This is a genomic window from Micromonospora sp. CA-269861 (assembly GCF_050948505.1).
In the GTDB taxonomy this organism is placed as follows: domain Bacteria; phylum Actinomycetota; class Actinomycetes; order Mycobacteriales; family Micromonosporaceae; genus Micromonospora.
Genome location: NZ_CP192014.1, coordinates 1558097 through 1580370, shown reverse-complemented (window position 1 = coordinate 1580370; position 22274 = coordinate 1558097). Strand labels below are relative to the sequence as shown.

Genomic DNA, 22274 nt, shown 5'->3' with positions numbered 1-22274 from the left:
CTGGCCCGGCGACCGGTCAGCGGACCGCGCCGGTCACCGCCCAGCTGCCGTTGCGCAGTCGCAGCAGCAGGGCGACCAGCCGGATCACCACGAACAGGGTGAGCCCGGCCCAGATGCCGCCCAGCCCGAGGTTGAGCGCGTACGCCAGCCAGATGGCCGGCAGGAAGCCGCCGAGCGCCGCCACGATGGTGAGGTTGCGCAGGTAACGCACGTCGCCCGCGCCGATCAGCACGCCGTCGAGGGCGAACACCACCCCGGCCAGCGGCAGCATGACGACGAACCACGGCCAGGCCACCATGGCCTGCTCGCGTACCCCCTGATCGGAGCTGAACCACGACGGCACGACGCCGGCGCCGGCGGCGACGAGCAGCGCGAAGCCCACGCCGCAGACGCCGCCGAGCAGCCCGACCCGGCGGGCGAGCTCTCGCGCCCCCGCGTCGTCGCCGGCGCCGAGCGCGGCACCGACCAGGGACTGCGCGGCGATGGCCAGGGCGTCGAGCACCAGCGCGGTGAAGAACCAGAGTTGCAGGGCGATCTGGTGGGCGCCGACGGCGGCGGCGCCGAAGCGGGCGGCGACGGCGGTCGCGGACAGGAAGCTGGCCTGGAACGCCAGCCCACGGATCAGCAGGTCCCGGCTGAGCACCAGTTGCTGGCGGATCACCCGGGGCCGGGGCCGCAGCGACACCCGCTCACCGATCAGGGCGGCGGCGAAGAGCACCCCGCAGAGCGTCTGCGCGACGACGTTCGCCACCGCCGAGCCGACCAGACCCAGCCCGCCGGGGTAGACCAGCAGCGGGCAGAGCAGCGCGGAGAGCAGGTTGGGGCCGAGCACGAAGTACAGCGGGCGGCGGGTGTCCTGCACACCGCGCAGCCAGCCGTTGCCGGCGGCGGCGAGGAGCAGGCCAGGAGCGCCGAGGGCCGCGATCCGCAGCCACTGCGCGGCGGCGTCGGCCACCTCGCCGCCGCCACCGGCGAGGGTACGGGCGAGCGCGCCGCCGCCGACCTGCATGCCGATCGCGATCAGCAGACCGACACCGAACGCCAACCAGGACGACTGGACGCCCTCGGCGACCGCGGCTGCCCGGTCACCCGCGCCGAAGCGGCGGGCCGCGCGCCCGGTGGTGCCGTAGGCGACCACGGTGCCCACCCAGGCGGTGAGCGTCATGACCGTGCCACCGACGGCGAGCGCGGCGAGCGGCACCCGGCCGAGGTGACCGACCACGGCGGTGTCGACAAGCACGTAGAGCGGCTCGGCGGCGAGCACCACGAGAGCAGGCAGGGCGAGCGCGGCGATCCGCCGCGGCGAGGCGGGTCGGTGGGCGGTGGCGGTGTGGCTCATCGCCGCCGATCCTGGCACGGCTGCGGTAAGGATCGCAATCCCGTCGACTGCTTACCCCGGTCGGCGGGTGGCGTGCGGGCTCGTCGCGACCGCCCGCACGGTGCCTACCGCCGGACGGGTCGGATCACTGACGGGTGTCCATCGACGTCTGCAGCGCGCGGCGGGCCTGCTCGCGGGCGTCGTCGGTGGTGGTCTCGGGCTTGGGCTTGTTCGGCATGGTGGCGCTCCTCTTCCCAGGGCGGAGCCGCCGACACGCGGCGACCCTCACGGGCGGTCGTGCTGAGCGCCCCACGGCGGTCCGGGGTTACCGGAGCAGCCGACTGGGCAGCGTGAGCCCGGGTCGATCCGACCCTGGAGGGAGGCGGCGCGGGGTGTGGCACCACCGCCCATGACCTGCACCGCCAGGCGGCACCGGCCTTCTCCCAAGTTATCGTTCAGGTCCACATACTGCTTACGGTTCCCGCCATCTGGACAGTCGGCAACCCCGCTCAGCGGGCCAGGAAGTGCCAGCCCAGCCACCACCAGAACCCGAACAGACCGATCCGGCCCACCGGCACCGAACCGACCTCATAGCGCATCACGTACGCGCAGACCTCGCCCAGGGTGGGGATCCGGGACCCCTCCCGCCGGGCCATCCACTCGACCACCGCGAAGAGGGCCAGCGCGGTGAGGAAGCCGCCGATCGCGAGCGCTCGCATCATCGCCGCACCAGCCCCCAGAAGGCGGCCAACCAGGCGAACCAGACCGCCGACCGGGTCAGGTGATCCTCCAGGAGAGGGTCGGCCAACCGGGAGAACGTGGGGAAGTCATCGCCGGCAGCCAGCACGAACGTCGCGCCCTCGAAAACCCCGAAGACCACCACCGGCACCGCCCACCAGGCCGCCCCCGCGCCCAGCCGGCGCGGCGCGGGCCGGCGGGGCACCCGGTTGCTCAGACCGAGCCAGATCAGCACCCCACCCGTGCCGAGGGTGAACAGATTCGCCTCGGTGGAGAAGGACGCGAACCGGCCGCCGACGAGCGACAGGCAGACGAGGACGGGAACGGAGACGGCGGGCCGGTCCCAGGCGCGGGGGGCCTCCACGGTGAGGTCGTGCGGCTGCTCCATCCCGCGATTCTTCCCGGTATCACGGAGCGCGGGAAGACCAACACTCCCCGGAGCTGACCCTGATCTTCCGGACCGACCGATCGACGGCCACCGCCAGGCGGCGTCAGCCGATCAGTGCCGCGTCCAGCTGACCACGGATCGACTCGACCACCTGCTCGACGGTGCCCCGACCGGTGAACCCGGCCGCGAACGTGTGCCCACCACCGCCCAGCGCGACCGCGACCCGACTGACGTCCACCGCGCCCTTGCTGCGCATCGACACCGCCCACTCGGTGGGCCTGGTCTGCTTCACCACACAGCTCACGTCCGCCTCGGCGGTGCAGCGCACCGAGTCGATGAGCGCCTCCAGCACGTACGGCCGCTGATCGTGCCGAGCCAGGTCGTCCAGCGTGGCGAAGGTCCAGACCAGCCCCCGGCCCCCGGCGGCGGCCGGCTCCAACTGGGCCCGGCCGAGCACCTCACCGAAGAGGCGGACCGCGCCGAAGGGCCGGGTGTCGAAGACCCGCCGGGAGATGTCACCCGGCGAGATGCCGGTCGCCAGCAACCGGGCGGCCATCTGATGCACCGCCGGAGTGGTCGCCTCGAACCGGAACGAGCCGGTATCCGTGGTCAGCGCCACGTAGAGGCACTCGGCAATGGCCCGATCCACCACCACTCCGAGCCGGGTCAGGAGCTGTTCGGCCACGACCGACGTGGCCGCCGCACCCGGGTCGACCAGGTTGACAGTGCCGAAACCGGGGTTGGAGGCGTGGTGGTCGAGCACCAGCGCCGAACCCGCCGACGACAACCGCCCGGCCAGCTCGCCGAGGCGCGACTCGCTCGCCGCGTCGAAACAGATCACCAGATCGGGCGCCGGGTCGGCGGCGTCCGCCGGGACCAGCAGGCCCAGCCCGGGCAGCCCACGGAACGGCTCCGGCACCTCCGGCGGCCCGGGGAAGGTCGCCTGCACGTCGCGTACGCCGAGCTGTTGCAGGCCCAGACCGAAGCCGAGCATGCTGCCCAACGCGTCGCCGTCCGGGTTGATGTGGCAGATCAGCAGCACCCGGCCGGTCGGTGGGACAGCCCGCACCAACGCCTCGGCCGCGGCCCAGTCCGCCTCGGCGGGGCCAAGCCCGGCCGCCCCGGCGAGCGGGGCGCTGGCGGTGCTGGTCACCGCGTTTCCCCACCCCGCGGGGTCTCCTTGACGTCGGTGGCCTCGTCGGCCTCGTCCGTCTCGTCGTCCTCGTCGTCCACCCGGTACGGCTGGGCTTCGCCCGCGTACTTCGCCTGGGCGGCGAGCCGCTGCACCTCGGCGTCGGCGTTGCGGGCCGCGGCGAGCAGGTCGTCGATGTGCTTGACCTGGTCCTGAACGTCGTCGAGGACGAACGTGAGGGTCGGCGAGTGGCGCAACCCCAGCGCCTTGCCGACAGTGCTGCGCAGCAGCCCCTTGGCGCTCTCCAGCGCCGCCGCGGTGTCCGCCTGGGCCACCGAGTCACCGAGCACCGTGTAGAACACCGTCGCGTCACGCAGGTCAGCGGTAATCCGGGCATCGGTGATGGTGATCATCCCGAGCCGCGGGTCCTTGATCTGGCTCCGCACCACCGACGCGACCAGCTCACGCACCCGTTCCGCGTGCCGGCGTACCTTGGCCGGATCAGACATCTCGCCACCTCCACGGCGTCCTGCTCCCGGTCGACCCGGCGGCCCGGAGGCCGCCGGCCGACCGGCCAACATCTCGAACATTACCTTCGTGGCCGCTCCGGTCGCCCGGCACAGCCGGCACCATGGTCAGTCGTCGTCCACGCCGTAGAGCCGGCGCCGGACCGACAGCAACTCGACCTCGGGGCGACCGGCCACCAGGCGCTCACAGGAATCGAGCACCTCGCGGACGTGCGCCGTCTCGGCGGCCACCACGGCCACCGCCAGTTGCGCTCGACCGTGCAGGTCGAGCGCACCCACCTCGGCGGCCGAAACCTCGAAGCGGCGCAGGGCCGCCACGATCGGCCGTACATATGATCTCTTGGCCTTGAGCGACCTGGAGTCGCCCGGCAGCAGCAGGTCGAAGACCGCGGTTCCGGTGAACATCGCCCCGGACGATACCGCCAACCCGCCCCGCATGATCAAGGGGTTTACGCCGACTGGCGTAAACCCCTTGATCAGCGTGTCACTGCCGGATCAGGCGCGAACCTTCTCCCGCATCTCGAAGGTCTCGATGACGTCGCCGACCTGGACGTTGTTGTAACCACCCAGGGTCAGACCGCACTCGAAGCCCTCGCGGACCTCGGTGGCGTCGTCCTTGAACCGCTTGAGCGAGGTGATCGTGAGGTTGTCCGCCACGACCGTCCCGTCCCGAAGCAGGCGAGCCTTCGCGTTGCGTCGGAGAATGCCCGACCGGACGATGCAACCGGAGATGTTGCCGATCTTGGACGAGCGGAAGACATCGCGGATCTCCGCGCTGCCCAGCTCGGCCTCCTCGTACTCCGGCTTGAGCAGGCCCTTGAGCGCTGCCTCGATCTCCTCGATGGCCTGGTAGATGACGGTGTAGTACCGGATCTCCACGCCCTCGCGGTCGGCCATCTCACGGACCTTGTTCGAGGCCCGCACGTTGAAGCCGATGATCGTGACCGGCTCGGACGAGGCGCTCGCGAGCATGACGTTGCTCTCGGTGATCGCGCCGACGCCCCGGTCGAGGACCTTGAGCTGGACCTCCTCGGGGATGTCGAGGTTGAACAGCGCGTCCTCCAGGGCCTCCACCGAACCGGAGACATCGCCCTTGAGGATGAGGTTGAGCGAGGTCTTCTCGCCCTCCTTGAGCTGCTCCATGAGCGTCTCGAGGGTGGCCCGACCACGGGAGTTGGCGAATGCCGCCGCCCGCCGCCGTGCCTGTCGCTGCTCGGCGATCTGCCGCACCGTGCGGTCGTCCGCCGCGGCGAGGAACGTGTCACCCGCACCGGGCGGCGCGGTCAGACCCAGAACCATGACCGGACGCGCCGGCCCAGCCTCGGAGAGCTGGTTGCCGTTCTCGTCGAGCATGGCCCGGACCCGGCCGTGCGCCCCACCGGCGACGATCGAGTCGCCCGCCCGCAGGGTGCCCTTCTGCACCAGCACCGTCGCCACCGCACCGCGGCCCTTGTCCAGGTGCGCCTCGATGGCCACACCCTGCGCCGGCCCGTCGATCGGAGCGGTCAGCTCCAGCGACGCGTCGGCGGTCAGCAGGACGGCCTCGAGCAACTCCTCGATGCCGATGCCGGGCTTGGCGGCCACGTTGACGAACATGGTCTCGCCGCCGTACTCCTCGGCGACCAGGCCGTACTCGGTCAGCTGCTGGCGGACCTTGTCCGGGTTGGCCTCCGGCTTGTCGACCTTGTTGACCGCGACCACGATCGGCACGTCGGCCGCCTTGGCGTGGTTCAACGCCTCGATGGTCTGCGGCATCACGCCGTCGTCGGCCGCGACGACCAGGATCACGATGTCCGTCACCTGGGCACCACGAGCACGCATGGCGGTGAACGCCTCGTGACCCGGGGTGTCGATGAAGGTCACCGCGCGGTCCACACCATCGTGCGGAACGTGCACCTGGTACGCACCGATGTGCTGGGTGATGCCACCCGCCTCACCAGCGACGACGTTCGCCTTACGGATGGCGTCGAGCAGCTTGGTCTTACCGTGGTCGACGTGACCCATGACGGTCACCACCGGCGCACGGCTGACCAGACGCTCCTCGGCCACCTCCGCGTCGAGGTCGATGTTGAACTGCGCGAGCAGCTCGCGGTCCTCGTCCTCCGGGCTGACGATCTGGATGTCGAAGCCCAGGTGCTCACCCAGCAGCTGCAGGGTGTCGTCAGAACAGGACTGGGTCGCCGTGACCATCTCGCCCAGGTTGAACATCTCCTGGACCAGCGAACCCGGGTTGGCGTTGATCTTGTCGGCGAAGTCCGACAGCGAAGCGCCACGGGAGAGCCGGACGACCTGACCCTGACCCCGGGGAGCACCCGAGCTCATGGTCGGAGCCGACAGGTTGTCGAACTCCTGTCTGCGCTGCTTCTTGGACTTGCGACCGCGGGTCGGCCGGCCACCCGGACGCCCGAAGGCACCCGCGGCACCGCCGCCACGACCACGACCACCGGCACCCGGACGACCGCCGCCGCCGGCCGGAGCACCCGGACGGAAACCGCCACCGGGAGCACCGCCACCGCCACCGGGACCGCCGCGGTAGCCACCGCCACCGCCGGCACCCGCGCCGCCACCGGGGCCGCCGCGGTAACCGCCACCGCCACCGGCGCCACCGCCGGGACCGCCACGGAAGCCGCCGCCACCGCCACCGGGACGACCAGCGCCGCCACCGGGACGACCAGCGCCACCCGGGCCGGGACGACCGGCAGCCGGACGCTGGCTCGGCATGGACGCCGGGCTGGGCCGCGGCGGCATGGAGTTCGGGCTCGGCCGCGGCGGCATGCCCGCCGGGGTGTTGGGCCGAGGACCACCCGCACCGGCGGCCGGGGCCGCTGCTGCTGGCCACCCTGGATGCCGAACGGGTTGTTACCGGCACCGCGTGCCGGCGGACGACCGCCCGGCCGGGCACCTGGACCGGGAGCCGGCGTGCTCGGACGAGCTGCCGGCGAACCGGGACGGGGCGGCATCGCCGCGGGACCCGGCCGAGGGCCGGGGCGGTTGCCGTCTGCCGGAGGCTCCCGGCGAACGGGGTTGTCCCGCTGCTGCTGGCGGGCGGCCTGCGCGGCCTTGACCGCGGCCTCCTGCTCAGCCTTCAGCGCGGCGGCACGCGCCTCCGCGGCCGCCACCTCGATGTCGTGGGCACTCGCCGGCTTGGCGACCGGGGTCGCCGACTGCGGCGCACCGGGCACCGGACCCTTGGGCTTCGGACCGGGTGCCGGCGCGGCCGGCCGCCGAGGCGGCATCGGCCTGGCCGAGACCCGGGGCGCACCCGGGGTCGGGGTTGGCGTCGGGGTCGGGTTTGAAGCCGGCGTCGACGCGGGCGCCGACGGGGCGGCGGCCGGAGCCGGAGCACCGGCGGACGCGACGAATGCGTTGCGCAGCCGCCGGGCGACGGGCGCCTCGACGGTGCTGGACGCGGACTTCACGAACTCGCCCATTTCCTTCAGCTTGGCGAGAACGGTCTTACTCTCGACCCCGAGCTCTTTTGCAAGCTCGTGTACGCGGGCCTTGCCTGCCACTGCACTCCTCACTCCGAGGTCGTGCGGGCAGCACCCGCAGCGACCTCACTCGTGCACTTGAAGCCTGGTCATTTCAGGGACTTCATCGTGTGCTCATGTCGGTCGTCCTACCCTGCTAGCGACCCTCGCCCGGTCGGGCTGACCGGACGTAGTGGTTGGCGCATCGACGTGCTCCGCCAGCACACCGTGGTCGAGGACCTCGGTGCTGCGCAGCGCACGCCCAAAGGCGCGGCGCCGCACCGCCAGCGCGAAGCAGGCCGGATCCGGGTGCATGTTCGCTCCCCGACCCGGCAGCCTGCGGAGCGGATCAGGCCGGAGGCTGTGACCAGCCTCGTCCCTGACCGCGACGATCCGCAGCAATTCGCTGGCCGGCGCACGTTGCCGGCAACCCACACAGGTGCGCTCCGGCTGCGCGCGTCGTACCACTGGAGGAAGTCTACCCCTAGCTACCCGAGATCGCGCCGCCCGGCTCCCGCACGTGATCAGCAACCCCACGCGCGGCCGGCGCGGTCTGCTCCGCGTCGGAGCGAATGTCGATCCGCCAACCGGTCAATCGGGCAGCGAGTCGGGCATTCTGCCCCTCCCGACCGATCGCGAGCGAGAGCTGGAAGTCGGGAACTGTCACCCGGGCGGCCCGACCGGCCAGGTCGACCACCTCGACCCGCAGCGCCTTGGCCGGCGACAAAGCGTTACCGACGAAGGTGGCCGGGTCGTCCGACCAGTCGATGATGTCGATCTTCTCACCGTGCAGCTCGCTCATCACGGCTCGCACCCGCTGACCCATCGGGCCGATGCACGCGCCCTTGGCGTTCACCCCGGGGGTGGTGGAGCGGACGGCGATCTTCGTGCGATGGCCCGCCTCACGGGCGATCGCGCCGATCTCCACGGTGCCGTCGGCGATCTCCGGCACCTCCAGGGCGAACAGCTTCTTGACCAGAGCCGGGTGCGACCGGGACAGGGTGATCTGCGGCCCGCGCATGCCCTTGGCCACGTGCACCACGACACAGCGGACCCGCTCGCCGTGCGCGTACCGCTCACCGGGCACCTGCTCGGACTGCGGCAGCACGCCCTCCAGCTTGCCCAGGTCGACGCTGACGATGCCCTTCTCGGTACGCGTCTCGTGCGCCTGCACCACGCCGGTGACCAGGTCACCCTCGCGGCCCACGTACTCACCGAAGTGCACCTCGTCGGTGGCCTCCCGCAACCGCTGGAGGATCACCTGCTTGGCGGTCATGGCGGCGATCCGGCCGAAGTCGTGCGGGGTGTCGTCCCACTCCCGCACCAGGCTGCCGTCGGAGTCCATCTCCTGCGCGTACACCAGGGCGGCGCCCGACCTGCGGTCGATCTCCACCCGGGCGTGCGGTTCGGCCCCGTCGGTGTGCCGGTAGGCGGTCAGCAACGCGGTCTCGATCGCCGCGAGAATCGTGTCGAACGGGATCTCCCGCTCGCGCTCGAGTGCGCGCAGCGCCGCGAGGTCGATGTTCACCTCTCCTCGTCCTCCACATCATCTTCGTCGTCGATGTCGTCTGAATCGTCGATCTCGTCGGAATCGTCCGCGTCGTCGAACTCGTCGTCCGGCTCACCGAGCTCGGCGAGCCGGGTGAACTCGACCTGCACGCGGCCGGGGCCCAGCTGGGCGTACGCCCACGCGGCGCGGCCGTCGTCGGTCTCCAGGTGCACGCCCTCGTCGTCGGCCGCGACCACCCGGCCGGTCAGCTGACGGTCACCGGCGGGCTGCTCGCCACGCTGGCCGGGCAGCGCAGCCGCGCCCCGGACGGTGACCTTGACCAGTCGGCCCACGTTGCGCCGCCAGTGGCGGGGCAGGATGAGCGGCCGGTCGACGCCGGGCGAGCTGACTTCCAGCTGGTACTCGCCGGCGACGATGTCGCCACCGGTCTCCTCCGCGGCGTCCAGCGCGGCCGAGACCGCGCGGGAGACGTCCGCGACGGCGTCCAGGTCGATCCCGCCGTCGGTGTCCACCATCACCCGCACCACGTGCCGGCGGCCGGCCCGGGAGACCGACAGGTCCTCCAGGTCGTAGCCGGCGTCGTTGACCACCGGCTCGATCACGGCCCGCAGTCGGTCCCGCCGGGCGGCGAGGTCACCGCCGCGGGGGCCCGCAGCACCGCGGGGTCGACCCGTCGGCCTGGTGGCACGGCCACGCTGCGTCATCTCCGCACCCTCTCCCTGGTCGACGGTGACCGGTCGTCCCGCCATGCCGGCACGCCACCGGAGTGGACACGCCGGTGGTTGCGCAGAGCGTAACGCGCCTGCCCGGCGGCGGACCGGGCGGCGCACCGACGCCGGTGACCCCCGGACCGGCGCGCATGGTGTTGACTTGGCCGGTGGGGATCGGCAGAACGACACAGCGCGACCAAGCATCCGGTCATTCCCGGCGAAAGCTCCTGAGTGCCGGGGTGCTGCTGGTGCTCGGCGGCACCGTGACGCCGCTGACCGGCTGTGATCTTTTCGACCGCGATGACCAGCCAGCCCCACCGCCCGACCCGCTGCGGCCGATGGTGGACGAGTCACTGGCGCTGGCCGCCTCGTACCGGGCGAGCGCGACCGCGCACCCCGAGCTCGCCGACCGGCTCAACCCCATCGCCGAGACGCACACCGCCCACGCCACCGAGCTGGCCCGGGTGATCGGCGTGACAGTGCCGTCGGCCGCCTCCGCCGCCCCGACCGCCGCCCCGGCTGCCGATCCGAACGGCGCGCGCGCCGCCCTGCGCGCGCTGGAGAAGACCGCCCAGCAGTCGGCCACCGCCGCCTGCGCCGCGGCGCCCGCCGAGCGGGCGGCGCTGCTCGGGTCGATCGTCGCCGCCCGAGCCACTCACCAGGAGGCACTGAAGTGAGGCAGCCGTCCGCCGGGGAGGCGCTCGCCTCCGCCCTGTCCGCCGAGTACGCGGCCATCTACGCCTACGGACGGATCGGCGTCCGGCTCAGCGGATCGGCACGGGACGCGGCACGCCAGGCGGAGGCGGCCCACCGACGCCGGCGCGACGCCCTGGTGGTGCAGCTCACCACGGCCGGCGGCGTCGTCCCGCCGGACCGCGCCGGGTACGCCCTGCCGTTCCCGGTCACCGACCGGGCGAGCGCCCTGCGGCTCGCCGCCGAGGTCGAGGAGCGCACGGCCGCACACTGGCGGGCCGCCCTGGCGTCCACGACCGGGGCCGACCGGGACCAGGCGCTGGCGGCCCTGGTGGACTACGCCGTACGGGCCACCCGGTGGCGGAAGACCGCCGGGCTGACCCCGCTGACTGTCCCGTTTCCCGGTCGACCGACCTGAACCGTTCCGCTCCGGTTGCGGTACGCATACCAGGTATGCATACTCCGTTGCCATGTCCATCCGTCACGGGTTGCTCGCCCTGCTCGAACGCGGCCAGATGTACGGCTACCAGCTGCGCGCCGCGTTCGAGGAGTCGACCGGCTCGACCTGGCCGCTGAACATCGGGCAGGTCTACACCACGCTGTCCCGGCTGGAACGGGACGGTCTGGTGCGCCCGCTGCCGGAGAGCGAGGCCGGGCAGCGCCCGTACGAGATCACCGACGCCGGCCGGGCGGACCTCGCGCTGTGGTTCGCCACCCCGATCAGCCGTACCGACCGGCCCCGCGACGAGCTGGCGATCAAGCTGGCGCTGGCGCTGACCACCCCCGGGGTCGACGTCCGGTCGGTGGTGCAGGCCCAACGCAGCGCGACGATGCGGGCCCTGCAGGAGCTGACCCGGTTGAAGTACGGCAGCAACCGGCCGGAGGACCTCCCCTGGCGCCTCGTACTGGATTCGATGGTGTTCCAGGCCGAGGCCGAGGTGCGCTGGCTGGACCACTGCGAGACCAGTCTGGTTCGGCACCAGCCCAGCGGCCCGGCGCCTCCCGCTCCCCTACCCGGTGACGCCGACGCCCGGGACGCGGCTCGATGGGCCGGCGAGGAGGCACGACGGTGAGCGGGTCGGACGACGCGGTGCTGGAGCTACGCGCCGTCCACCGCACCCACGGCGTAGGGCCGGCGGCGGTGCACGCGCTGCGCGGCGTCAGCCTCGTCGTCCGGCCCGGCGAGTTGGTCGCCGTGATGGGGCCGTCCGGCTCCGGAAAATCGACACTGCTGGCTCTCGCCGGCGGGTTGGACCGCCCGACCGGCGGCGAGGTCCGGGTCGAGGGGTACCCGTTGGGGGCACTGGACCGCCGCGGGCTGGCCCAACTGCGCCGCCGCCGGATCGGCTACATCTTCCAGCAGCTCAACCTGCTGGGCAGTCTGAGCGCGTTGGAGAACGTGGCGCTCCCGTTGGAACTCGACGGGACCAGCGGACGTCGGGCCCGCGCACTGGCCATGGCCGCGCTCACCGAGGTGGGCCTGCCCGCGTTGGGTGACCGCTTCCCGGACCAGCTCTCCGGCGGCCAGCAGCAACGGGTGGCGATCGCCCGCGCGCTGGTGGGCGAGCGCCGGCTGGTGCTCGCCGACGAGCCCACCGGGGCGTTGGATTCCGAGACCGGTGAGGCGGTGCTGCACCTGCTGCGCCGCCGGATCGACGCGGGGGCCGCCGGAGTGCTGGTCACCCACGAGGCGCGGCACGCCGGCTGGGCCGATCGGGTGGTGTTCCTCCGCGACGGTGTCCTGGTCGACACGACGGCACCGCTGGGCAGTGTCGAGCAGTTGCTGTCCGGCAGCGACCGGTGAGCGTCCGCCGGCCGACGCGGACCCGCGGTCGGGCCGACACCTCGACGCCGCGGCCGGTCGCGCCACCCGCCCCGGTCGGCCGACGACGGTTCGCCGAGCTGACCGGCTCCTGGCGGGCGGCGCTGCGGATCGCCCGACGGGAGTCCCGCAGGTCCCGGCGGCGGACCGCCCTGGTGCTCGCGATGATCGCGATGCCGGTGGCGGCGCTTGCCTTCCTCGCGGCGAGCTACGACATGGCCGAGCTGACCCCGCGAGAACGCGTCGACCGCCGGCTCGGCGTTGCCGACGCGCAGCTGCAGTGGATCGCCAACTCCCCGGTGGGGCAGGACGAGTGGGGTGAGGGCTGGTACACCCGCGACGGCGAGCTCCCCGCGAAGGTCACCGCGGCCCAGCTGACCGCACTGCTCGGGCCGGGCAGCCGGGTGACCGAGGTTCGCCAGCGCGTCCCGCTGACACTGCGCGGCCCGCGCCGCGACGAGGTCGTGAACGGTCGGGTACTGGACCTCACCGACCCGTTGGCCCGCGGTCTGGTGCGGTTCCGGGCCGGTCGGGCGCCGCAGCAGCCCGGTGAGGTGGCGGTCAGTCCGGCGGCGCTGCGTAGCCTCGACCTGCGCCTCGGCCACGCCGTGGCCGCCGCGGACGGGAGCAGGGCGTACACGGTGGTGGGGGTGGTCGAGTTCCCCGACGACCTCGGGCCGGTCGTGGCGCTGCACCCGGGGGCCGCGCCGTCGACAGGCCAGGAGCCGGACAGCGTCTGGCTGGCGGACGTGCCGGGCACCGTCGACGCCGCGCTGGTGTCCCGACTCAACGACCAGGGAGTGGTGGTCACCGCCCGACACCCGGTCGGTTCAGCCATCACAGCGGACCGGACGTGGTTCGGGGCGATCAGGCAGAGCGATGCCAACGACCTGAGCACCGGGTTCCTCATCGCCGGCCTCGGGCTGCTGGAGGTCGTCCTGCTGGTCGGGCCGGCCTTCGCCGTCGGCGTCCGTCGCCGTCGGCGGGATCTGGCGCTGGTCGCGGTGGCGGGCGGGGACGCCGCCCAGCTTCGCCGGGTCGTACTTGCCGACGGTGTGGTGCTGGGTGTGCTGGGGGCCGCCGCCGGCCTGCTGGTCGGCGTCGGCGCGGCGTTCGCCGGTCGCCCGCTGATGGAGCAGTACGTCTTCAGCGCCCGCTTCGGCGGCTACCGCTGCTGGCCCACCGCGCTGGTGCTGCTCGGTGGCGTCGCGGTGCTGGCCGGAGTGCTCGCCGCGTTGGCACCTGCCTGGACCGCCGCCCGGCAGGACGTCAGCGCAGGGCTCGCCGGGCGACGCACCCCGGCGAAGTCCCAGGGCCGGTGGTTGGCGCTCGGGCTGGCGCTGGTGGCCGGCGGGGCGGGGCTGGCGGCGTTCGGGGCCACCCGGACCTCCCCGGCGGTGGTCCTCACCGGGCTGATCCTCGGCGAGTTGGGCCTGGTCTGCTGCACGCCCACGCTGCTCGGCGCGCTGGCCCGCCTGGGCCGGGTGTTGCCGCTGGCACCGCGGATCGCGCTCCGCGATGCCAGCCGCAACCGGGCCGCCGCGGCACCTGCCATCTGCGCCGTGATGGCAGCCGTCGCCAGCAGCGTCGCCCTCGGCGGATACCTGGCCAGCGACGGCGCCCGGGACGCGCGCGCCTACCGGCCGGTGCTGCCGACCGGCCACGTGCTGGTCAGCCCGATCGGATCGGCCGGGCAGCCCACGCTGGCCCAGATCACCGACGCGGCCCGGAATCAGCTCGGGGCCGGAGCGGTCGCCACCGTGCAGACGCCGAGCTGCGGGGCGGGGCGCACCGGCTACTGCGACATCGCACCAGTGCTCCCGCTGACCCGGGCCTGCCCCTGGCAGCCCGGCGTTCAACTCCCCGCGGCGCAGCGCGAGCAGGCCCGCGCCGACCCCCGCTGCCGGATCCGCGAGGCGGACGACCTGGGCGGCTACGTGGAGACCGGAGTCGATGACGGGACCGCACTCCCCCTGCTCACCGGCGCGGATCCGGCGACGACCGCCACTGCCACGGCCGTGTTACGCGCCGGCGGTGTGGTGGTGACCGACCCGCGCTACCTGCACGACGGCCTGGTGACCGTACGGGTCAGCGAGGTGGAGGCCGGCCCGGACCGGCCGACGAGCGCCCGCGACCTGCCGGGGTACGCGCTGCCCCGGGCGACCGGCCAGTCCCGTCTGCTGCTGTCCGCCGCCGCGGCCCGACAACTCGGCCTCAGCTGGTCCCCGACCGGCTGGGTGATCGGCACCACGACCCCGCCCGACGAGGAGCAGCAGGCACGGTTTGCCGCCGTCCTGCGGCCGTTCGGGACGCTCGCGCTGAGCGTGGAGTACGGCGGCGCGCCACGCGACGTCTCACCGCTGTTGCTGCTGCTCGCGGGGGCGGCCGGGCTGATCACGGTGGGTGCGGCCGGGTTCGCCACCGCGCTCGCCGCCGCCGAGGGACGCGCCGAGCTGACCACCCTCGCGGCCGTCGGCGCGGCCCCGGCGGTACGCCGGCTGCTGGCGATCTGCCAGGCCGGGGTCATCGCCGGTCTCGGTTCGGTGCTCGGCATCGTGGCCGGCCTCGGCACCGCCGCGATCGTGCTGGTCTCGGTGAACAGGCAGTACGCGAGCGACTGGCCGGTACCCGATCCGTACCCCTTTCTGGTGCCGTGGCCCGCGCTCGGGGTCCTGGTGCTGGTGCCGGTGGTGGCGATGCTCGGGGCCGGCCTGTTCACCAGGGCTCGGCTGCCGATCGAACGACCGTTGGACTGACTGATCCGCCGGCTGAGCGAAAGGAGCCCGCGCAGGGGTGCCGCCGGGGCCGGGCAGCCGGCAGACTGATCGGCGTGTCAGTGCTCAGAGATGCCGTCCGTCGAGTCGGTCACCATCGCTGGTTCGGCGCCACCGCGCGCCTGCTGGTTCCGGCCGATCGGATGGTCGGTCGACTCACCGGGGGCCGGGTGGTCGCGCTCGGCCTGCTCCCCTCCCTGCTGATCACCACAACGGGCCGCCGCTCCGGCAAGCCCCGCAGCAATCCGCTGCTCTACGTGCCGGACGCCGATGCGTACGTGGTGATCGGCTCCAACTGGGGGCAGACCCACCACCCTGGTTGGGCGATGAACCTGCTCGCCGATCCCGCCGCCGAGGTGGACGTGAAGGGCCGGCGGATCGCGGTGCGGGCCGAGCGGGCGTCCGGCGCCGAACGGGACCGGTTGTGGGAGCTGCTGGTCACCGCGTGGCCGGCGTACCGCACGTACGTGCAGCGGGCCGGCGGCCGGGAGATCCACATCTTCCGGCTGGCCCCGACCGGGCGCGGCGCGCCCGACGGTTCACCGTCGGCTGGCTAGGCTGACGCTCGGTAACCAGAGCGAGGTGGTCCCGTGAGCGCGAGGAGCGAGCAGGCCGGTGTCGACCGGGGCCTCGACGATCGACGGTGGACTGTCGCGGAGCGGGTCGCCGAGGCGATCCGGCGGCGCTTTCCGGCCGATACGCTCGCGATCGCGGTGCACGGTCCGCTGGCGCACGGTGACGACGACGGCGGCGGGGACCGTGAGGCGGGAATGCTGGTGGTCACCTACCGACCGGGGACGGGGCCGCCGCCGGCGACCCGGCGGGTGGACGGGGTGCTCGTCGATCTGACCGTGGCCGCCGCCGAGGACTACCTGGCCCAGGCCCGGGTGCTCTCGCCGCTCTGGCCGCTGACCGCCGACCGGTACGTCACCACGCAGGCGTTGCACGATCCGACGGGCTGGTTGCGGACGCTGCGCGACGAGCATCTGGGCCGGCTGGCTCGGGCCCGGCCGGCGGAGTTCAGCACCGCGGCCCGGCAGGCGTGGTACAGGGGCAGCGCGGCGCACTCCCGGGCTGCCCGGCTCGCCGAGTGGTACGAAACCGATCAGGCTCTGCTGATGCTCGGTGAGGCCCGGCTGGCGGCGGCCACGGTGACCGGTCTGCTGAGTCGCACCTACTTCCGTGACCCGGGGGACGCGGTGCGGCGCACGGGGTTGGCCGGCGCGGACATGACCGAGGTGGGTGTGGTGCTGGCCCGGCAGGCCGAGGAGCTGGCGGCCCGTGGTCGTGCGGTCGACGGCACTGTCGACGAGCTGCTCAGCACCTGAGGCGGGTCACAGCCCGCCCGGTACGCCGATCAGCGAGCCGATCAGGTAGGTGGCGCCGGCCGCCGCGGCACCCAGCAGGAGCTGACGCAGGCCGCTGGTCCACCAGGGACGGTTGGTGAAGCGGGCCACCACGGCACCGGCGGCGAACAGCCCGACCCCGCCGACGGCGAGCGCCAGCCACAGTGCGGTGGCGCCGAGCAGGTACGGCAACAGCGGGACCAGCGCGCCGATCGAGAAGAACAGGAACGACGAGATCGCCGCGGCCCACGGGCTGGGCTGGTCGTCGGGGTCGACGCCCAACTCCTCGCGGACGTGCACCCGCAGCGCCTCCTCCGGGTCGCGCCGCACCGCCTCGGCGACCTGGGTGGCGAGGTCCCGGGGCAGGCCCCGGGCCACCCACGCGTCGGCCAACTCCCGGGCCTCCGCCTCGGGGTGGCGTTCCAGTTCCCGTCGCTCCTTGGCCACCTCGGCGGCGACCTGCTCGTTGGCGGAGCGCACGCTCGTGTACTCGCCGAGCCCCATCGAGATCGCGCCGGCCACGAGGCCGGCGCTGCCGGTGAGCACGATGCTGCGGGGTGACACCCCGCCGCCGCCGACGCCGGCGATCAGGGCGATGTTGGTGACCAGGCCATCCATCGCGCCGAAGACGGCCGGGCGTAGCCAGCCGCCGGAGACGTCCGCGTGGTGCGCCTCGCGCAGCGCCGCTGGGGTGTCGGTCACGGCAGGGTCAGGATCTCGTGGCCGTCGTCGGTCACCACGATGGTGTGCTCGAACTGCGCCGTCCACTTCCGGTCCTTGGTGACCACGGTCCACCCGTCGTCCCACATGTCGTACTGGTAGGTGCCGAGGGTGATCATCGGCTCGATGGTGAACGTCATGCCCGGCTCCATGATCTCCGTGGGGCGCGGGTTGTCGTAGTGCGGCACGTAGAGGCCGCTGTGGAAGGCCTCGCCGATGCCGTGGCCGGTGAAGTCGCGGACCACGCCGTAGCCGAACCGCTTGGCGTACGACTCGATCACGCGGCCCACCACGTTGATCTGGCGACCCGGGGCGACCGCGCGGATGCCGCGCATCATCGCCTCGTGGGTCCGCTCGACCAGCAGCCGGGCCTCTTCGCTGACCTCACCGACACAGAAGGTGGCATCGGTGTCGCCGTGCACCCCACCGATGTACGCGGTCACGTCGACGTTGATGATGTCGCCGTCCTGCAGGACCGTGGAGTCCGGGATGCCGTGGCAGATGACCTCGTTGAGGCTGGTGCAGCTGGACTTCGGGAAGCCCTTGTAGCCGAGCGTCGACGGGTACGCGCCGTGGTCGCAGAGGAACTCGTGCACCACCTTGTCGATCTCGTCGGTCGTCACGCCGGGCTTGCAGTGCTCGCCGGCCAGCTGGGTCGCCTGGGCGGCGAGCCGGCTGGCGATCCGCATCTTCTCGATGGTCTCCGGCGTCTGCACGTGCGAGCCACGCCACTCCTTCGGGCGCGCCTTGCCGACGTACTCCGGTCGGGCGATCTGGGACGGCACCGGTCGCATCGGGGTGAGCGTGCCTGGTGTCAGCGGCGGACGGACGGTCATGCCCCAAGCCTATCGCCGGGACCGCTGGTGACCCGCGCCACGGCCGCCCGGTGGAGGTTGTTGCCCTGCCAGGGCGGCTGTGCCATGGTGTCAGCGTGGATCAAGGGGGAGCGCCGCCCGTCTTCTCCGCCAGCGCCGAGATCGACGGTGACCACCTCCACGTGGTGGTGGCCGGTGAGGTCGACATGGCGACCGCGGACACGATGCTCCAGACGGCGCTGCGTCAGCCCGCCCGGAAGATCACTCTCGACCTGAGCGCTGTCACCTTCTTCGATTCGGCCGCCATCCACGCCCTGGTCCGGCTCGCCCAGCAGTTCTCGGGCTCGCTCACCGTCCGCCCGTCCCAGCAGGTCCGCCGCGTGCTGGAGATCTCCGGTCTCGGCGAGCAGAGCTGGCTCGACCCGGCCTAGGTCCGCGGTCGACCGAGTCCAGCCCTGAGGGCCCCGGCCGCCGCCGGGCGCCCGGTCAGTCCCGCAACTGCCGGCGCAGCGTCACCTCGGTGCCCTCATCGGTACGCCGCACCGACAGGTCGCCCAGCGCTCTGATCAGGGCCAGGCCGCGGCCCCGGAAACCGGAGCCGGTCGACTCCCGCCACTGCCCGCTGTCACGCACCGTGGCCGTCACCGTCCGCCCCTCGATGGCCACCTCCACACTGATCATGGCCTCGGCGGGGTGGATCGGGTGCTCGATGGCGTTGGCGGCGGCCTCGGAGACGGCGACGGTCAGGTCGAACAGGTCGGTCTCGCCGACGGAGTGCGCGACCAGGAAGTCCTCCAGCCGCTTGCGCAGCACGCTCAGTCGGGTCGGGTCCGCCGGCAACCGCAGCGCGAAGCGGTTCAGCTCCACCGCCTCCAGGGCGAGGACCGCCACGTCGTCGCGGCGCGGCCGCCCGGTGACCCGCTCGACCACCGCGTCGATCAGGTCCACCACGTGCTCACTCGGGCTGGCCGCGTCGATGCGGAGCTGGGCCAGTGAGGCGTCGATACCGAACTGACGGTCCTCGATCAGCCCGTCGGTGTAGAGCAGCAGTCGCCCGCCGGCCGTCAACTCACCCTCGACCGACTCGTACGTCGCGTCGGGGAGGGCGCCGACCGGTGGACCGAGTGCCCGGTCGTGCAGGAACGCCACGTCGCCTCCGGTGATCAACAATGGGGACGGATGACCAGCGCTCGCGTACCGCAGCCGACCGGTACGGGGGTTGAACAGCAGGCAGACCACTGTCGCGAAGGACCGGCCCTCGGTGGAGCCGACCAACCGGTTGAGCCGGGTCAGCGACTCACCCGGATCGAAGCCCTCCAGGACGTACGCCCGCAGCGCGTTGCGCAGTTGCCCCATCGCCGCGGCGGCCCGGACGCCCTTGCCGACCACGTCGCCGATGACCAGCACCAGTTCGTCGCCGTTCAGCGCGATCGCGTCGTACCAGTCGCCACCGACCTCGACGTCGGCGCTGCCGGGCAGGTAACGACTGGCCAGCACCGCGCCGGGCAGTTGGGGCAGCGACCGGGGCAGCAGGCTGTGCTGCAGGGTGGTGGCGATGCGGTGTTCGGTTTCGTAGAGCTGGGCGTTCTCCAGCCGTACCCCGACGAGCCGGGCCAGCTGGGTCAGCGCCGCGTCGTCGGCCTGCGCCTCGTCGCCGGCCGCCCGCCAGACCCGCAGCTCACCGAGCTGCTTGCCGGCGGTGCCGGTCAGCTCCGCCACGAAGGACGGGTCGGTGGCGGTGGTGCCGCCGGCGTCCGCCTCGAAGCGCGCCTCGGCCGCGGTGACCACCACCCGAGCCGCCTCGGCGAGGTTCAACGCGTGCCGGGCGGCGACCTGGAGCACGTCGGCGGTGGATCGGGCGGTGTTCACCGCCACCGCCGCGTCGGCGAGCGCCCGGAGCCGGCGGATGATCTGCCCGCGCAGTTGGCCCAGCTCCACGTTGGCCCGCACCCGGGCGACCAGTTCCTGTGCGGAGAAGGGCTTGGTGAGGTAGTCGTCGGCGCCGACGGCGAGGCCGGCGACGGCCTCCGCGGAGCCGGCGCGGGCGGAGAGCAGCACGATCGGCACATGCCGGGTACGCGGGTCCGCGCGCAGCGCGCCCACCAGCCCGAACCCGTCCAGCCGGGGCATCATCACGTCGGTGAGCACCAGGTCGAACCCGCCCTCGCGGGCCAGCGGCAGGGCGTCGAGCCCGTCGTTAGCGGTGACCACGTCCCAGGTCGGGGAGAGCAGCCGACTGACGTGCTCCTGCAGGTCGGCGTTGTCGTCGACGACCAGGATCCGGCCGGCCGGGGTGCCCTTCGCCGGCTGACGGTCGGCCTCGGAGGTCGGCGCGACACCGGCCCACAGCGCGGTCTCCGCCATGAAGAGCCGGGCCTGCTCGGGCTCCCCCAGGGGCAGCGGGTCGAACGCCGCCACCCGCTCCGTCGGCAGGTGCGCCGAGCCGAACGGAACGGTCACCGTGAAGGTGCTGCCCTCGTCGACCTGGCTGGTCAACCCGACCTCGCCGCCGTGCATCTCGACCAGCTCACGGACCAGCGCGAGGCCGATGCCGGTGCCTTCGTGGGTGCGTGCCCGCACCCCGGCCACCCGGTGGAACCGTTCGAAGACGTGCGGCAGCTCGTCCGGCACGATGCCGATGCCGGTGTCCGTCACCTCCAGCCGGGCCGCGCCCTCCAGTGCCCGGACCCGCACCCGGATCTCACCGTCGAAGGTGAACTTGATCGCGTTCGACACCAGGTTGAGGACGACCTTCTCCCACATGTCCCGGTCGACGAAGACCGGCGTCGGCAGCGGCGGACAGTCCACCACCAGCCGCAACCCGGCCCGTTCGGTGGCCGAGCGGAAGGTGCTGGCCAGCCGGGCGGTGTATCCGGCGAGATCGGTGGGCTGGTAGCGGGCGGCGAGCCGACCAGACTCCAGTCGGGAGAAGTCCAGCACGGTGTTGACCAGCTTGAGCAGGCGCAACGCGTTGCGGTGCATCATGGTGAGCCGGTCGGTTTCGGTGGCCGGCAGCGCCGGGTCGGCAAGCATGTCCTCCAGCGGCCCGAGCACCAGGGTCAGTGGCGTGCGGAACTCGTGGCTGACGTTGGCGAAGAAGTTGGTCTTGGCCCGGTCCAGTGCGGCCAGCTCGGCGGCGCGGGCCCGTTCCTGCTCGTACGCCCGCTGCGTGCCGACCGCCCGGGAGATCTGGGCGGCGACCAGGTCGAGGAAGTCGCGGTAGTCGTCGCCGAGCGGCAACTGGCGGGCCACGCCGACGACAAGCGCGCCGACCGTCTGGTTGGTCGCCGTGAGCGGCAGCACGAGGGCCTGGTCGGCGGCGTCGACAGGCAACGCGTCGAGGAGAACGGCCACCTCGACCGTGGCCGGAGTGCCGTCGGCGGTCAACCGGGCCAGCAGCTGCGACGTGCCGTCGGCGGCGGGCGGGGTGGTGGCGGTGCTTCCGACCAGGGTCAGCTGGTCGCTCTCGTCAACCAGATAGATCAGGGCGAACGGCACGTCCGCCCGGTGCCGGCCGAGCACCCCGGCGGCGGTCCGGCCCAGTTCGGCGGCGCTGCCGATGTCGTTCAGCTCGGCGCCCAGCTCGGACAACGCTCGCAGCCGGCGCTCGCCGAGCACCCGCCCGGTGGTCTCGCTGACGATGCAGTAGACGCCACTGACCGAGCCGTCGCCGCCTCGGATCGGGTCGTACGAGACGTTGAAGTAGGTCTGTTCGACAAAACCGTGCCGGTTCAGCAGAAAGGGGTGGTCCTCGCCGCGATAGGAGCGTCCGGTGCTCCGGACGCCGTCCAGCAGTGGGCCGAGCACCGCCCAGGTCTCCGCCCAGTACGAGCGGGCCGGTTGGCCGATGACGTCCGGGTGTTTGTCGCCGATGGTCGGCCGGTAGGCGTCGTTGTAGAAGGCAAACTGCTCGTCGCCCCAGAACATGACGATCGGCGCGCTGGAGGCGAGCATCATCCCGACCGCTGTGGAGAGCGCCGGGGGCCACTGATCGGGCCCGCCCAGCGGGCCGGAGGACCAGTCGAAGGAGGCAAGCCGCTCGCCCATCTCGCCGCCGGCCGCGAACGCGGCCGCCAGCAACGGAGGGGTCTCGCGGCCGGACAGGGCGGGATGCCCGATGTCCGCGCCCCCCTGGGCCGAGCTCATGCAGCCTCCCCGCTCCGGCCGTACCCCTCGACCGTTGATCTTCACCCGCCGTGTTCCGACTTGTACCCCAGCGGACCAGCAACGTAACGCATTACCAGCGATGGACGCTGCTTACGTACGTCCCGGCCGTCGGGCACCGGACAGTGCGGAGGGACGCCGACGTCG

At 72.9% G+C, this 22274-nt stretch carries 20 protein-coding genes and 1 pseudogene; 8 read left to right on the top strand and 13 right to left on the bottom strand.

Annotated features, from left to right (window positions below):
* Positions 1-16: 16 nt before the first annotated feature.
* From ACQP0U_RS07285 to rimP, 10 genes and pseudogenes are all read right to left on the bottom strand, one after another.
* Entirely contained in the window at positions 17-1339 is a 1323-nt protein-coding gene (locus tag ACQP0U_RS07285; protein ID WP_433316905.1) for an MATE family efflux transporter, read from the bottom strand.
* A gap of 488 nt (positions 1340-1827) precedes the next feature.
* Positions 1828-2037: a DUF6186 family protein gene (locus ACQP0U_RS07280; protein WP_393375430.1), complete on the bottom strand. Its 210-nt coding sequence runs from the start codon at positions 2035-2037 to the stop codon at positions 1828-1830.
* Positions 2037-2444: a hypothetical protein gene (locus ACQP0U_RS07275; protein WP_030489478.1), complete on the bottom strand. Its 408-nt coding sequence runs from the start codon at positions 2442-2444 to the stop codon at positions 2037-2039. The genes ACQP0U_RS07280 and ACQP0U_RS07275 overlap by 1 nt, the downstream gene beginning before the upstream one ends.
* 103 nt (positions 2445-2547) lie before the next feature.
* A complete protein-coding gene (locus tag ACQP0U_RS07270; protein ID WP_433316903.1) occupies positions 2548-3597 on the bottom strand; it encodes a DHH family phosphoesterase in 1050 nt (349 codons plus the stop codon).
* Complete coding sequence (gene rbfA, locus ACQP0U_RS07265; RefSeq protein WP_238661334.1) at positions 3594-4085, bottom strand: 30S ribosome-binding factor RbfA; 492 nt, start codon at positions 4083-4085, stop codon at positions 3594-3596. Before rbfA ends, ACQP0U_RS07270 begins: the two co-directional genes overlap by 4 nt.
* A gap of 126 nt (positions 4086-4211) precedes the next feature.
* Positions 4212-4508 carry a DUF503 domain-containing protein gene (locus ACQP0U_RS07260; RefSeq protein ID WP_030489481.1) on the bottom strand — a complete coding sequence of 99 codons (297 nt, stop codon included), beginning with the start codon at positions 4506-4508 and terminating at the stop codon, positions 4212-4214.
* 90 nt (positions 4509-4598) lie between these two features.
* A pseudogene (infB, locus tag ACQP0U_RS07255) lies at positions 4599-7615 on the bottom strand (translation initiation factor IF-2).
* Between the two features lie 93 nt (positions 7616-7708).
* Complete coding sequence (locus tag ACQP0U_RS07250; protein WP_081884157.1) at positions 7709-8041, bottom strand: YlxR family protein; 333 nt, start codon at positions 8039-8041, stop codon at positions 7709-7711.
* Between the two features lie 16 nt (positions 8042-8057).
* Complete coding sequence (gene nusA / locus ACQP0U_RS07245) at positions 8058-9101, bottom strand: transcription termination factor NusA (RefSeq protein WP_433316899.1); 1044 nt, start codon at positions 9099-9101, stop codon at positions 8058-8060.
* Positions 9098-9787: a ribosome maturation factor RimP gene (gene rimP / locus ACQP0U_RS07240; RefSeq protein WP_433320664.1), complete on the bottom strand. Its 690-nt coding sequence runs from the start codon at positions 9785-9787 to the stop codon at positions 9098-9100. The genes nusA and rimP overlap by 4 nt, the downstream gene beginning before the upstream one ends.
* Before the next feature lie 155 nt (positions 9788-9942).
* Here rimP and ACQP0U_RS07235 point away from each other — a divergent pair, with 155 nt between their 5' ends.
* The 7 genes from ACQP0U_RS07235 to ACQP0U_RS07205 all read left to right on the top strand — a co-directional run bounded on the left by ACQP0U_RS07235 (position 9943) and on the right by ACQP0U_RS07205 (position 16410).
* A complete protein-coding gene (locus ACQP0U_RS07235; RefSeq protein ID WP_433316897.1) occupies positions 9943-10470 on the top strand; it encodes a hypothetical protein in 528 nt (175 codons plus the stop codon).
* Positions 10467-10904: a ferritin-like domain-containing protein gene (locus tag ACQP0U_RS07230; protein WP_433316894.1), complete on the top strand. Its 438-nt coding sequence runs from the start codon at positions 10467-10469 to the stop codon at positions 10902-10904. The genes ACQP0U_RS07235 and ACQP0U_RS07230 overlap by 4 nt, the downstream gene beginning before the upstream one ends.
* Positions 10905-10956: 52 nt before the next feature.
* Positions 10957-11559 (top strand): PadR family transcriptional regulator, encoded by a 603-nt coding sequence (locus ACQP0U_RS07225; protein ID WP_433316893.1) that lies wholly within the window; start codon positions 10957-10959, stop codon positions 11557-11559.
* Positions 11556-12290 (top strand): ABC transporter ATP-binding protein, encoded by a 735-nt coding sequence (locus ACQP0U_RS07220; protein WP_433316891.1) that lies wholly within the window; start codon positions 11556-11558, stop codon positions 12288-12290. The genes ACQP0U_RS07225 and ACQP0U_RS07220 overlap by 4 nt, the downstream gene beginning before the upstream one ends.
* Positions 12287-15064: an FtsX-like permease family protein gene (locus tag ACQP0U_RS07215; protein ID WP_433316889.1), complete on the top strand. Its 2778-nt coding sequence runs from the start codon at positions 12287-12289 to the stop codon at positions 15062-15064. Before ACQP0U_RS07220 ends, ACQP0U_RS07215 begins: the two co-directional genes overlap by 4 nt.
* A gap of 74 nt (positions 15065-15138) precedes the next feature.
* Positions 15139-15639, top strand: a complete 501-nt coding sequence (locus ACQP0U_RS07210) for a nitroreductase/quinone reductase family protein (RefSeq protein ID WP_433316887.1) — start codon at positions 15139-15141, stop codon at positions 15637-15639.
* A 33-nt stretch (positions 15640-15672) separates the two neighbouring features.
* Complete coding sequence (locus ACQP0U_RS07205) at positions 15673-16410, top strand: nucleotidyltransferase domain-containing protein (protein ID WP_433316885.1); 738 nt, start codon at positions 15673-15675, stop codon at positions 16408-16410.
* Between the two features lie 6 nt (positions 16411-16416).
* On the opposite strand, the gene ACQP0U_RS07200 is transcribed toward ACQP0U_RS07205, so the two are convergent.
* A complete protein-coding gene (locus ACQP0U_RS07200; protein WP_433316883.1) occupies positions 16417-17130 on the bottom strand; it encodes a VIT1/CCC1 transporter family protein in 714 nt (237 codons plus the stop codon).
* Positions 17127-17984: a type I methionyl aminopeptidase gene (gene map / locus ACQP0U_RS07195; RefSeq protein ID WP_433316881.1), complete on the bottom strand. Its 858-nt coding sequence runs from the start codon at positions 17982-17984 to the stop codon at positions 17127-17129. The genes ACQP0U_RS07200 and map overlap by 4 nt, the downstream gene beginning before the upstream one ends.
* A 95-nt stretch (positions 17985-18079) precedes the next feature.
* On the opposite strand from map, the gene ACQP0U_RS07190 reads away from it, so the two are divergent.
* Complete coding sequence (locus ACQP0U_RS07190; RefSeq protein WP_433316879.1) at positions 18080-18394, top strand: STAS domain-containing protein; 315 nt, start codon at positions 18080-18082, stop codon at positions 18392-18394.
* A gap of 55 nt (positions 18395-18449) precedes the next feature.
* Here the strand turns inward: ACQP0U_RS07190 and ACQP0U_RS07185 are convergent, their stop codons facing one another.
* Positions 18450-22109: a SpoIIE family protein phosphatase gene (locus ACQP0U_RS07185; protein WP_433316877.1), complete on the bottom strand. Its 3660-nt coding sequence runs from the start codon at positions 22107-22109 to the stop codon at positions 18450-18452.
* Between the last annotated feature and the right edge of the window lie 165 nt (positions 22110-22274).

What these genes read in the sequence shown, in the direction of transcription:
- ACQP0U_RS07285 (WP_433316905.1), bottom strand. Translation starts at nt 1,339, where the DNA reads ATGAGCCACACCGCCACCGCCCACCGACCCGCCTCGCCGCGGCGGATC.
- ACQP0U_RS07280 (WP_393375430.1), bottom strand. Translation starts at nt 2,037, where the DNA reads ATGCGAGCGCTCGCGATCGGCGGCTTCCTCACCGCGCTGGCCCTCTTC.
- ACQP0U_RS07275 (WP_030489478.1), bottom strand. Translation starts at nt 2,444, where the DNA reads ATGGAGCAGCCGCACGACCTCACCGTGGAGGCCCCCCGCGCCTGGGAC.
- rbfA (WP_238661334.1), bottom strand. Translation starts at nt 4,085, where the DNA reads ATGTCTGATCCGGCCAAGGTACGCCGGCACGCGGAACGGGTGCGTGAG.
- ACQP0U_RS07260 (WP_030489481.1), bottom strand. Translation starts at nt 4,508, where the DNA reads ATGTTCACCGGAACCGCGGTCTTCGACCTGCTGCTGCCGGGCGACTCC.
- rimP (WP_433320664.1), bottom strand. Translation starts at nt 9,787, where the DNA reads ATGACGCAGCGTGGCCGTGCCACCAGGCCGACGGGTCGACCCCGCGGT.
- ACQP0U_RS07235 (WP_433316897.1), top strand. Translation starts at nt 9,943, where the DNA reads ATGGTGTTGACTTGGCCGGTGGGGATCGGCAGAACGACACAGCGCGAC.
- ACQP0U_RS07225 (WP_433316893.1), top strand. Translation starts at nt 10,957, where the DNA reads ATGTCCATCCGTCACGGGTTGCTCGCCCTGCTCGAACGCGGCCAGATG.
- map (WP_433316881.1), bottom strand. Translation starts at nt 17,984, where the DNA reads ATGACCGTCCGTCCGCCGCTGACACCAGGCACGCTCACCCCGATGCGA.
- ACQP0U_RS07185 (WP_433316877.1), bottom strand. Translation starts at nt 22,109, where the DNA reads ATGAGCTCGGCCCAGGGGGGCGCGGACATCGGGCATCCCGCCCTGTCC.